This is a genomic window from Anaerotalea alkaliphila (genome assembly GCF_010179735.1).
GTDB lineage: Bacteria > Bacillota > Clostridia > Lachnospirales > Vallitaleaceae > Anaerotalea > Anaerotalea alkaliphila.
Genome location: NZ_JAAEEH010000010.1, coordinates 70,913 through 82,647, shown reverse-complemented (window position 1 = coordinate 82,647; position 11,735 = coordinate 70,913). Strand labels below are relative to the sequence as shown.

General features: G+C 59.7%; 11 protein-coding genes. 4 read left to right on the top strand and 7 right to left on the bottom strand.

Features of this window, described 5'->3' with window-relative positions; all coding sequences use genetic code 11:
• Window positions 1-136: 136 nt before the first annotated feature.
• Genes GXN74_RS05290 through GXN74_RS05275 form a run of 4 tightly spaced genes read right to left on the bottom strand, consistent with a single transcriptional unit; the run spans window position 137 to window position 6,063 of the window.
• The gene (locus GXN74_RS05290; RefSeq protein ID WP_162369890.1) at window positions 137-2,887 is read right to left on the bottom strand and encodes a PAS domain-containing protein; all 2,751 of its coding nucleotides are present in this window, start codon (window positions 2,885-2,887) and stop codon (window positions 137-139) included.
• Complete coding sequence (locus tag GXN74_RS05285; protein WP_162369889.1) at window positions 2,887-4,617, bottom strand: sensor domain-containing diguanylate cyclase/phosphohydrolase; 1,731 nt, start codon at window positions 4,615-4,617, stop codon at window positions 2,887-2,889. Before GXN74_RS05285 ends, GXN74_RS05290 begins: the two co-directional genes overlap by 1 nt.
• 30 nt (window positions 4,618-4,647) lie before the next feature.
• Window positions 4,648-5,421, bottom strand: a complete 774-nt coding sequence (locus tag GXN74_RS05280) for an ABC transporter permease (RefSeq protein WP_162369888.1) — start codon at window positions 5,419-5,421, stop codon at window positions 4,648-4,650.
• Between the two features lie 24 nt (window positions 5,422-5,445).
• Window positions 5,446-6,063 (bottom strand): ABC transporter ATP-binding protein, encoded by a 618-nt coding sequence (locus GXN74_RS05275; RefSeq protein ID WP_162369887.1) that lies wholly within the window; start codon window positions 6,061-6,063, stop codon window positions 5,446-5,448.
• 135 nt (window positions 6,064-6,198) lie between these two features.
• Here GXN74_RS05275 and GXN74_RS05270 point away from each other — a divergent pair, with 135 nt between their 5' ends.
• Genes GXN74_RS05270 through GXN74_RS05255 form a run of 4 tightly spaced genes read left to right on the top strand, consistent with a single transcriptional unit; the run spans window position 6,199 to window position 8,218 of the window.
• Window positions 6,199-6,531, top strand: coding sequence for a PadR family transcriptional regulator (locus GXN74_RS05270; protein ID WP_162369886.1), 333 nt, complete (start codon window positions 6,199-6,201; stop codon window positions 6,529-6,531).
• Between the two features lie 15 nt (window positions 6,532-6,546).
• Window positions 6,547-7,071 carry a MotA/TolQ/ExbB proton channel family protein gene (locus tag GXN74_RS05265; protein WP_162369885.1) on the top strand — a complete coding sequence of 175 codons (525 nt, stop codon included), beginning with the start codon at window positions 6,547-6,549 and terminating at the stop codon, window positions 7,069-7,071.
• The gene (locus tag GXN74_RS05260) at window positions 7,061-7,702 is read left to right on the top strand and encodes a hypothetical protein (protein WP_162369884.1); all 642 of its coding nucleotides are present in this window, start codon (window positions 7,061-7,063) and stop codon (window positions 7,700-7,702) included. Before GXN74_RS05265 ends, GXN74_RS05260 begins: the two co-directional genes overlap by 11 nt.
• An 18-nt stretch (window positions 7,703-7,720) precedes the next feature.
• Window positions 7,721-8,218 carry a hypothetical protein gene (locus tag GXN74_RS05255; protein ID WP_162369883.1) on the top strand — a complete coding sequence of 166 codons (498 nt, stop codon included), beginning with the start codon at window positions 7,721-7,723 and terminating at the stop codon, window positions 8,216-8,218.
• A gap of 48 nt (window positions 8,219-8,266) precedes the next feature.
• Here the strand turns inward: GXN74_RS05255 and GXN74_RS05250 are convergent, their stop codons facing one another.
• The 3 genes from GXN74_RS05250 to GXN74_RS05240 form a co-directional block, all read right to left on the bottom strand.
• On the bottom strand, window positions 8,267-8,926 hold the full coding sequence (locus GXN74_RS05250) for a DUF2179 domain-containing protein (RefSeq protein WP_162369882.1): 660 nt from the start codon (window positions 8,924-8,926) through the stop codon (window positions 8,267-8,269).
• 67 nt (window positions 8,927-8,993) lie between these two features.
• Window positions 8,994-10,079 (bottom strand): ACR3 family arsenite efflux transporter, encoded by a 1,086-nt coding sequence (gene arsB / locus GXN74_RS05245; protein ID WP_162369881.1) that lies wholly within the window; start codon window positions 10,077-10,079, stop codon window positions 8,994-8,996.
• Between the two features lie 2 nt (window positions 10,080-10,081).
• Window positions 10,082-11,731: an FAD-dependent oxidoreductase gene (locus GXN74_RS05240; RefSeq protein WP_162369880.1), complete on the bottom strand. Its 1,650-nt coding sequence runs from the start codon at window positions 11,729-11,731 to the stop codon at window positions 10,082-10,084.
• Between the last annotated feature and the right edge of the window lie 4 nt (window positions 11,732-11,735).

Below are 11,735 nucleotides of genomic sequence, written 5' to 3'. Positions count from 1 at the left end.
GCTCGCTGTAAACAGGTCCGTGGAATAAATGCCGCTCCCTTGCATCACGCCCAAGACCAAAAAAGCACCAGCAATAGCTGGTGCCTATGTTATAAGTTTTTCGGGACATTTTCAAAAACGCTTGACAGGGGTAATTTCATTTTTCTTCCCGGCCCAGAACCCTCACCGCCAGTTCCGTCAATTCCGGGTCGAAGAGGCTGCCTGCACCCGCCTGGATTTCCTCCAGGGCTTTCTTCCGGCCGACGCTCCGGACCAGGTTGTCGTAGGCTTCCGCGATGGCGATGATCCTGGACAGCTGGGGAATCTCCTCCCCTGCCAGGCCTTTCGGGTAACCCGTCCCGTCCCAGCGCTCGTGGTGGGACAGGACGGCTTCCGCCAGGTCCATGGTGCCGTCGAAAGCGTTCAGGATCCGGTAGCCCACCACCGGGTGCTGTTCCATCTCCAATCCGACCTTCCCTATGTCATGGAGCCTGGCGGCCGTCCCCAGTCTCCTGAGTTCCGAAGGATGCAGGTCCAGCGCCTGGCCGATGGCCCTGGCAAACCTGCAGGTCCTCTCCCCATGCCCCTTCTCCCGAGGGATGGCCTCATGGAGGGTCTTCAGGATGCCGTCCAACATGTCCTCCTGGGAATTTTTCCTGTCCAAGGCCTTCTGCAGGTACATGGCGTCCTCCGCGTCGTCCATGACGTTTTCGATCTTTTCTTCCATGTGTTCCTTGGAGCGCCATCCCATGGAGACACCGCAGCGGATGGCCTGCATCTGCTCCCTGGCGGCCTCCACCTGGATCCTCCGGACGATGTCCCCGGCGGCTTCGCTGGTGGTACGGGGCAGCAACAGGATGAACTCATCCCCTCCCCAGCGGGCGATGATGTCGTCCGCCCTGCAGGACCGCTTAAAAATTTCCGCCATCCGTTTCAGCAGGGTATCTCCCGCATCGTGCCCGAAGACGTCGTTGGTCAGCTTCAAGCCGTTCACATCTCCGATGACCACTGTCAGGGGCAGGTTCCTCTTCGTGTCCAGCCGACGGACCTCCTCCTGGAAGAACCTGCGGTTGTAGAGGTCCGTCAAGGGGTCATGGAAGCTCAAGTATTCGATTTCCTGCCTCTGCTCCTTCTTTTCCGTCACGTCCCTAAAAACCAGGACCACCCCTGTGATTTCACCGTCCTTGCCGTGGATGGGGGCGGCACTATCCTCGATGTGGTGCCGCTTCCCTTCCCGGGAGGTGATGACCGCATGGCTGGCAAGCTCCCGGACGCTGTCCGTCTCGAACACTTCCTGGACGGGGTCGTTGATCTCTTCCGCCAGGGATGCATGGGAGAGGGCGAACACCTCTCTGTAGGACTTCCCTCGGGCTTCCCCGCTCTGCCACCCCGTCAGCTTCTCGGCCACGGCGTTGAGCATCTCCACCCGGCCTTCCCCATCCGTCACCAGGACGCCGTCCCCGATGGAGAGCAGGGTCTTCAGGTACTTTTCCCTTTCGGACGCCAGTTTGAGTTCTGCTTCCTTCTTGTCCCTGGCGTTCCAGACCCCCTTCATGAGGGCGGACATCTGGTACACGTCGTTCTCGTTGTAGTCCTCCGGCTTGTTGGCCAGACCGGCTACCGCCACAATCCTTCCTTCCACCAGAACCGGAACGCTCATGAACCGCCGGATGTCCGGATGCCCTGCTCCAGGTTTCCCGCCCTGTCCCTCGGGTTCCGGCATCCGGTTCATGATCACCGGACCTGGTTGGTGCACCGCATTCTCCCAAATGTCTGTCTTGTCCAGCGCTTCCATGGAGGCCTGGGCCGCCTTGCGGCAGTCCCCCAACACTTCCTTTGACCAGGAATGTATGCTAAAGGCCTGCTGCCGGTCGTCGTAAAGGAAGAGGTAGCCGAACCGGCTTTCCGTCATCCGCACGGCCTCCTGGAGGGCATAGTCCAGCTGCTCCTGGGTGGAGGCGAATTCCCTTCCGAAAACCTGGGCGAGGATCTTGTTGCGCTTCAGGGATTTTTCCCGCTCCAGCCTGTGCTGGACCTCTTCGGTCACGTCCTTGATGTAGGCCCCCACGCCCACTTTCCCGTTCGCCAGGTCCACCGGGAATTTGGTCGTCTTGTAGACCTTGCCTTCCCACCGGACCTCGTCCACCACCAGCACCTTCTTCTCCAGCGCCGCCTGGTCGGTCTGCCTGCGCTTGTCCGCAAACTCCCTGCTGGTCAGGTCGTAGTCGTCCCTTCCGATGATTTCCTCCGCCTCCCGCTGGTAGAACCTTTCCATGGCCTTGTTCACGAACACGTATCTTCCGTTTTCGTCCTTCAGGTAGATCAGGCCGTTGTCCGCGTCCATGAAGGTCTGCCGAAGGACCCTGGCGTTGTCGATCTTCTTCCTGCTGCGGTACAGGGCCAGGCTGAAGGCTCCCAGGAGCAGGATGATCCCCACCAGCATGCACTGGCGGAACCGGGCATCCCTTTTTGCCTCCTCTTCCAGCAGGGTTTTGGCCGTGACGTCGTGGATGATGGAAAAAAGCATGGGATGATCCCCGTACAGGTAGGGGTAGGAATAGACCTCCACTGTCCTGACCGAACCGTCGGCGACCTGGTGCTGGAAGACGAAGTGGTTCCGCTTCTCCTGGACCGCCAGCTGCATCTCCGCAGCCGTCTTCTCCGGTCCCAGGGTGTTGATGTCGGAAATCCGCATGTTCTGGAGGGTCTCCCTGCCATAGCCGTAGAAATCCGCCGCCGCCTGGTTCGCATAGGCGATTTCCCCTGTGTCCGAATTGATCAGCAGCATGATGCTGCCATGGTTGTCGAACATTTCATAGAAATCGGGCTCCATGGACCGGGCATGCACAGGAGAAGGGACGCTCCACAGAAGGAGGACCGACCACCAGATGAATAGGGCTCGTTTCATCAATCGCTCCCCCCCTTTGCGTCCTCCTCCGGAAGCACATGGTCGACCAGTGCCCGGACCACGGCCGGATCGAACTGGGTTCCTGCGTTCCTCTCCAATTCCCTAAGTGCCTCTTCCCGGGACAGGGCTTTCCGGTAGACCCGGTCCTCCGTCATGGCGTCGTAGGCGTCCACCACGGACAGGATCCTGGCAAGCAGGGGGATATCCTCCCCCGCCAGCCCTCTGGGATACCCTTTCCCGTCCCATCGTTCGTGGTGGGAGAGGATCAGTTCCGCCACCGGCGCCAGCTCCGCTATGGAAACGGCGATGCGCCAGCCGATTTCGGGATGCCTCCGCATCTCCACCCACTCCTCTTCCGTCAGCTTCCCGGGCTTCTTCAGGATCCTGTCGTCCACCCCGATCTTGCCGATGTCATGGAGGGTGCAGAAGAGCTCCAGGTCGTCCATCTGGGTCTGGGAGAAGCCGAAGCGGCGGCCCAGACGGAGGCAAAGTTTCGAGAGCCTCCCCGCATGTTCCTTGGTCTCCTGGCTTCGCTCCAGCATGGTGGCCTGGATGGAAGCGATGGTGGCGCTGTAGACGCTTTTCTGCTCCAGAAGCTTCCTCTTGTACAGGTTTTCCTCCGCCTGCTTCCTGATGTCCCTGAAGGACTCGGTCCAGAAGGTCTTGGTCCCGTAGCCTAGGGAGAGGTTGATGACGCTGGTGCCGGCGGGACGCTGTCCGTTGTAGCCGGCACAGGCCTCCTGGATCCTTCGCAGGACTTCGCGGGCTTCTTCGCCGTCTGTCCGGGGGAGCAGGATGCTGAACTCATCCCCTCCGGTCCTGGCCACCCATCCTGGAGGCACGCAACATTCCAGCAGGATCCGGGAGACCTCCCCCAGGAGACGGTCCCCTTCCCCATGCCCAAGGGCATTGTTCACCAACTTCAGTCCATTGAAGTCGCCGATCAGGATGGAAAGGGGAAGCTGCTCCGGCTTGTCCGCCTGCTCCACGATTTCCTCGAAATACGGACGGTTGTAGAGCCCGGTGAGCATGTCGTGCCGGCTGGCGAACCGGGCCTCCTTTTCCTGCCGTACCCGGTCCGTGATGTCGATGACCAGCCCTTCCAGGGCCTCCACTTCCCCCTGGGGGCTGTAGACCGCCTGTCCGTGCTCCAGCACCCAGCGGATTTCTCCCGAGGCGGTGATGATGGGGTATTCCCCTTGGAATACCTGCCGGGTCTCCACGGCCCTGCTCCAGGAATCCCACTGCGCGTCCCGATGGTCGGGATGGATGATGTCCGCATAGGAAAGATTCCTGTTCTGCAGGAACACCTCCGGCCTGTGGCCCGTCAAATTCCTGCATCCTTCGGACACGAACTCCATGGTCCAGGAAGGGTCCAAGCGGCAGCGGTAGGCCATGCCGGGAAGGTTGTCCAGCAGCACGGACTTGCTCCTCTCGCTCTCCCGAAGACGCTGGTAGAGGACGGAAAACTGCTCCTGGTCCTGGCGCAGCAGGTGGGTCTTCACCCGCAGCCCATGGAGCAGGAAAAGGAGGTAGGTTGCGAACAGCAGCAGAAGCAGGGCCTCCGCCCAGTGGGGAACCCTACCGGGCAGCAACATGCTGGCCCGCCAGTTGTCCTGGATGTGGAACACGCCTCCCATGCCCAGGATCGTCAATGGGATCAGATACCAGGGCTTGATCGCATGCCTTCCGTTGCTTCCGTTGATGATTCTGTTCGTCCTACCGTCCATGTGTGTGCTCCTTGGGGTTGTCTTTGTCGCCTAGGCCAGGATCTGGTTCCTGTGGTTGCAAAGTGTCCTATATCCGAAATGCAGGGAAGAGAAGACCGTCATGCAGGCCGCCGTGGTGATGGCGATCATGATGGCAATCTGGTAGAGGATGGCGGTCATGGGAAGGGTCCCCGAGAGGATCTGTCCGGTCATCATCCCCGGCAGGGATATGACGCCCATCCCCAGCATGTTGTTCAAGGTGGGAAGCAGCGCTGTCTCCAGGGCGTTGTTCACCATGGGCAGCAGGATCCGCTTGGGTTCCACGCCCAGATTCAGGAGCGCCTCGATCCTGGGTCTTTGGGCGACCAGGCTTTCATCGAAGGTTTTCAATCCCAAGGTCACCCCGGTCATGGAGTTGCCGATGATCATCCCGCTGATGGGGATCATGTACTGGGGATTGAAGACGTCCATCCCCACCACCACCCCGACGAAAAAGAGGATGATGGATAGGCCGCAGAAGGCGATGGACAAGGCCACCGCCCTCTTGAACCGGCTGTTCAAACCCGGATTCCTGGACAGCACCCTGCGGATGGAAAAGAAGACCATCACCGCCACATATGCCGCGGTGAACATAGGGTGGGGATTCTTGAATATGTAGGTCAACAGCAGGCCCGCCAGGACCAGCTGCACGGTCATCCGGGCACTGGCCACCACCAGCAGGCGGGTCTGGTTGATTTTCGATTTCTTCATGATGGCCAGCACCAGCAACAGCAGCAGATAGATCAGGCTGAATTGGGCCAAGTTCAATTTTACCACATCTTCCATATCTTGTGCACCTCCAAGGAGAATTTATATCAGGATCCTATGGAGGGCAAACGCCTCCACCAGGCTGTTGTCATGGCTTACGATGATGGCGGCGATCCCTTCCCTGGCGCAGTGCGCCAGAATGTCCTTCACCACGCCGTGGCTGTTTTTGGCGTCCAGGGCCGAGGTGGGTTCGTCCAGCAGGAGCACCCTGGGGCCGAAGGAAAGGAAGATGGCCATATAGACCCGCTGCCTTTCCCCTCCGGACATTGTCCTGCAGTCCTTGTCCAGGGGAAAGGGGGCGCTGCAGATTCCAAGGAAGGTTTCCATCCGCTCCCGGGAAGGTGCCGGCAGGTTCCGGTATCCGTAGAACTCCCGGAAATTCCCTTCGATGGTCCCGTCGAAGAGGAAGACCGACTGGCCCACCAGCAACACCTCCCTCCTCAGTTCCAGGGTATCCCAGGTCTCCAGGTCCCGGCCCTGGTACCGGATGCTTCCGCTGCTGGGACTCAGCGTCCCGTTGAGCAGCCGGAGCAGGGTGCTCTTGCCGCTGCCGCTGGGACCGGTCAGGAACACTCCCGGCGCCTCGGGGATCTCCATGTCCGGATAGTGGATGAAATTTCCGAACTCCAGTTTTTCCGTGGTGAAAACCGATTTTTCCATGGTCCATGCCTCCTGCCAAGAATGGCTTGCGCTTTGTCTTCGTTGTTGCTATACTTTAGGAAAGACGCCATAGCATTTCGTTATAGCATCTCAATATCGTATTTCGATATCAATTGTAGCATAGGAGGTCCCCACTTGCAAGAACCTATCCTGAGAAAACTGTTTTTGGGCTTTGTCAACATCCACATCCTGCACCATGCCCACAAGGAACCCTTCTTCGGGGCCTGGATGATCGAGGAGCTGAAAGGGCACGGCTACGAAATCAGCGCCGGCACCCTCTATCCCATCCTCCACAACATGGAGAAGCTGGGTCTCCTGCAAGTGGAGAGCCGGAAGGTGAAGGGCAAGATCCGCAAATACTATTCCATCACGGAGGAGGGCGGGCTGGTGCTGGAACAGGCCCGGATGCAGGCACGGGAACTCCTGGGAGAGATCGAGAAGGCCGGCGGATCCGCCGGCTCCACCTGAGGAAGGAGGCTTCCCATGAACATGTTTTCCATCATCCTGGAGAATCTGCGGGGCTACGACCTGCTGATCTTCTTTCTGGCCCTGTTCAACTTCCTCTACATCCTTCCCCGTGTGAAGCAGACGGCCCTGGCTCTGGAGCAGCGGCTCCAGCCCACCATCTACGCCCCCATCGAATCCATCCTGCGAATGATTCGGGAGCCCGGGACGGAAAAGGGCTTCGACCTCCATCTCCTCCGGGACTTGCGGGACCGGCAGAACCATTTCTTCCACCTGCACCTGACCATCAACAGCCTGTTTCCCCTGCTGGGGATCCTGGGGACGGTCATCGCCCTGCTGCGTCTTACGGACCTGGATGATGCCGTCATCCTCCTGAACTTCACCCGGGCCCTGACCTCAACCTTCTGGGGGCTTATTTTCGCCATCCTTTTCAAATCCATCGACGGCTTCATTTTCGCCAAGGTGGACGAGAACGAGGCGGATTTCAACCTCCTGATCAACCGGATCGACATGAAGACCAAGGGGGAATACGATGAGGCGTGAACAGACCATCGAACTGACCCCCCTGCTGGACGTCATCCTGATCCTTCTGTTCGGCTTCATGATCAACATGTCCTCCACTCTGGTGGCAAAGGACGCCGTCCTCCAAGAAGCCTTGGAGGAAAACCAGCGGATTCTGGAAGTTTCCAGGGAGCGGCGGGAGGCCACGGGAAGGACCCTGGACCTGGTGGCGGACTGGTTCGGCTTGGAGGAGGCGCTCCTGGAGGTCCTGGAGCCGGAGACCCTGGCTGCCCTTGCGGACCCCAGCCTGGTGGCGGACCAGCTGCAGAAGTACCAGAGCCTGGGCCGGCACTACGTCTTCCTGGACATCCGCCTGCACACTTCCCTGGGCAAGGTCTATCTGAACGGGGAGGACACCGGCGTCCACCTCCTCCCCCAGGAGCTTTCCACCGCCCAGGGCCGGGCCGCCAAACGCCAGCAGCTGGAGGAGCTGCTGGCAGAAACCTTGGCCGCACAGCCCGGAGGGTTCACCTTCGTCCTCCTCTCCCTGGGGGAGGACGGACAAGTCCTGCGGGTCCAGTACAACCTGGCCTGGGAGGCCATGCGGTCCATCCAGGCCAGACACAGCATGGACCGGGTGTTCCTAACCCGGCTGCAAAACATCACACCCTGATTCATAAGGAGGTCCTCGATGGCCAACAAGAAAAAACACAGCCGTTTGAAATGGCTGCTCCCCCTCCCCCTGCTTCTGCTGCTGTTCTTGGGCAACCGTTTCGGCTTGGGCCTTCCGGGCTGGGATTTTGGAACCGGAACCGAACCCGGGCAGGTGCAGGAAACCGGTACGGATGCTGAAGACAGCGGCTCTACGGATCCTCTTCCCGAGGCCGTGGAGCCGGAGGAGATTGAAGAACCGGTGGAGACCGACGGCGGCGGAGGAACCGCTCCTTCGGAAGGGGACGCCGAAGCCACGGAGCGTTCCGTGGACCTGACGATTTCCGAGGGGACCATGACCCTGGACGGCCGGGAAGTCCTGCTGGAGGACCTTGCCGGAGCCCTGGAGGCCTTCCCACAGGAAGAGTACATCGTCTACCTGGTGGACGACTGGGCGCTGAACTCCCTCTTCGTGGAGGTGGATGCCCTGCTCCAGGAGAAGGGCTACCGGGTCATCATCCGCCAGATGGCGGAATGAAAAAAAGAAAGGGGGCATATCAACTGATATGCCCCCTTTCTTTTCCTATTACTCCGTCTGGTCCTGGTGGGCCAGTTCCTTCACCTCGAAGACGATTTCCTCCGCGGTCTTCTTCAGCCAGGAGGCATCCTCCGCCTCTTCCCCGGGGATTTCCGCAGGTTGGCCTTTGGGGACGGTTTTCAGCCTCTTCTTGCTTTGCTTTTTCATCATGACGGCCAGGTAGCCGCCCTTGAACCGGGTCGGCTCGTAGGAAATCACGAACGCCGTCGGCTCGTACAGGTCGATCAGTTCCAGCAGCTCAAGCTCCCGGTTCCTTTTCGTCAGGATGTCCAGGCGGTAGCGGGTACTGTCCTTGCCCTCCCCTTCGAAGACGGTGACGCCGAACCCCTTCTCCCGCAGGGCGGCGATCATTTCCGCGTTCTTGTTCCGGATGTTGACCAGCACGGAGGTGTAACCGATGGCGATCCTGTTCTCGATATGGATGCCCACGATCAGTCCCATGGCGAAGCCGAAAGCGTACACCAGCATGGCCAGGATGCTCTGCTCCCCCGTCAGCACGATAGCCAGCCCGAAAACATAGACCAGGCTTTCCAGGAAGCCGAAGAACGCGGTGAGCAGGCTCAGCTTCTTGACCATGCTGATGGTCCGCAGGGCGAGCATGGGGACATACAGCAACTGCAGGATAAGTATCAAAACGATGTCTTTCATTTCTACCCCTCATTTCCCAATCATGGACAAAACCCTTTGAACTTTCGGTTCAAAGGGTTTTGCGGTTTTATATCCCTGCCGTTTCCATCTTGGCCGCTCCCGCTTTGGCGGGAGAGAACCAGTGCCTGGTGTTGTTGGCGAACTTCACCAACAGGAGCATGACCGGAACCTCCACCAGCACCCCTACGATGGTGGCCAGTGCCACCGGACTGGTTGTCCCGTACAGGGTGATGGCCACCGCCACCGCCAGCTCGAAGAAGTTGGACGCCCCGATCATGCCCGCCGGCGCCGCCACATCGTGGGGCAGCTTCAGTGCCTTGCTGGCGCCGTAGGCGATGAAAAATACCAAGAGGATCTGCAGGATGAGCGGTATGGCGATCAGCAGGATGTGCAGCGGGTTTTCCAGGATCACATGCCCCTGGAAAGAGAAGATGATCACTAGGGTCAGCAGCAGCCCGGAAATGGTGATGTTGTTGAACTTGGGAAGGAAGCTGTCCTGGAAATGCGCCAGTCCCCTCCGTTTGACCACCGTGTTCCGGGTGAACACCCCGCCTGCCAGCGGGATGACCACGAAGAGCACCACGGACAGCAGGAGGGTATCCCAGGGGATGGCCACGCCGCCGACCCCCAGAAGGAAGGCCACGATGGGCGTGAAGGCCACCAGGATGATCAGGTCGTTGCTGGCGACCTGGACCACCGTGTACGCAGGGTTCCCTTTGGTGAGATGGCTCCACACGAAGACCATGGCCGTGCAGGGAGCCGCCCCCAGCAGGATGGCGCCCGCCAGATAGTCCCGTGCCAATGCTTCGGGGATCCAGGCGCCGAAAACCCCATGGAAGAAGAAGTAGGCGATGCCGAACATGGTGAAGGGCTTCACCAGCCAGTTCACGACCCATGTCACGTAGAGTCCCTTGGGATTCTTGCCCACATGCAGCACGCTCTTGAAGTCCACCTTCATCATCATGGGGTAGATCATCAGCCAGATCAGGATGGCGATGGGGATGGAAACCCTTGCGTATTCGAACTTGCCCAGGAACCGGGGAACCGCCGGCAGGTACCTCCCGATCAGGATTCCCGCCACCATGCAGAGGGCTACCCAGACCGTCAGATATTTTTCAAAGAAACCGATGCCTTCGAGTTTTTGTTTGCTCATTCCTATTCTCCTTGCTTATCGTCTTCCTTGCAGCCCACATAGAATTTGTGACCTCCGGACAAGTTGTATACTTCCTTGAATCCCCTTCCCAGCAGGATGTTCTGGGCCGCGTTCCCTGTGACCCCCTTGTTGCAGTAGGTCACCGTGGGCTTGTCCTTGTCCAGGGAATCCAGCATTGTCCGCAGCTTGGCATGGGGGATGTTCACCGCCCGGTCGACGCAGCCTTTCTTCCCATAGTCTTCGGCGCTCCGGGCGTCGATGATCTGGTAGCCCTCCGGATTGCTCCGGAGCTTGTCTGCGGTCACCAGGGGTCTTCCCCGGCCGATGGCATTCTCCAGGATCATGCCCGTGTAATGGACCGGATCCTTGGTGGTGGAGAAGGGAGGTGCGTAGGCCAGGTCCAGATGGAAGAGCTGGTCCACCGTCGCCCCGTAGGTGATCAGGGTGGCGAACACGTCCAGCCGCTTGTCCACCCCCGTGGTGCCGATGACCTGCACGCCCAGGAGGCGCTTCGACTTCCGGTCCGCCACCGCCTTGATCAGCATCTCTTCCCCGTGGAAATACTCCGGCTTGTCCGGCTTGATGTTGTGGACCACCTCCACGTCATAGCCTTCCCCCAGGGCCTCCCGTTCGGTAAGTCCTGTGGAACCGATGGCCAGGTCCAGGCACTTGAAGATTCCCGTGCCCAGGTTCCCCCTGTATTCCATGTCGCCTCCGGTCAGCACGTCCCCCGCAATCCTTCCTGTCTTGTTGGCCGTGGACCCCAAGGGGCGGTAGGCCGGCTTCCCGGTGATGGCGCTGTAGGTCTCGACGCAGTCTCCACAGGCGTATACGTCCTCCCGGCTGGTGTGCATTCCCTTGTCCACCCGGATGGCACCGGTTGTCCCAAGCTCCAGTCCCATGGCCTGGGCCAGTGCCGTGTTGGGACGGACGCCGGTGGCCATCAGGACCAGTTCGGCCGGAAGCCGGCTCCCGTCGTCCAGGACCACTTCCCTTTCCTCGATCCGGGCGATGCTTTTGGACTTCCTGACCCGGACACCCCTCTTTTCCAGCTGCTTTTCCAGATAGGCGGAGACGTCCCTGTCAAGACCTGGCATCACCTGGTCCGCAACCTCCACCACCGAGACGGAAAGGCCCATTTCCAGAAGGTTCTCCAGCATCTCCAGTCCGATGAAGCCAGTGCCTGCGATCACCCCATGGGAGGGCTTCCTTTCCAGGAGATGGCTGCGGATGTCCCTGGCGTTCTGCACGTTCCGCAGGAAGAACACGTGCCCCTGCCCGATTCCTTCCACCGGCGGGACGAAAGGTGCTGCTCCTGTGGCCAGCACCAGCTTGTCGTAGGTGTCCCCGTAGACATTCCCTGTGGACAGGTCACGCACCTGCAGCGTCCTGTTCTCCGTGTCCACCGAAAGGACTTCCTGTCCCACCTTCACGTCGATGTCGTATTTTTTCTTGAAAAAAGCCGGGTCCCGGGGAGTCAGGGACTCCAGGGACTGGATTTTGCCGCCGATATAGTAGGGCAGGCCGCATCCCGAATAGGAAATGTCCTGGTCCTTTTCATAAATCACGATCTGGGCTTCATCGTCGTTCCTTCTAGCTTTGGCCGCTGCGGAAGTTCCCGCCGCCACAGCACCGATCACAACAATCCTCATGGTA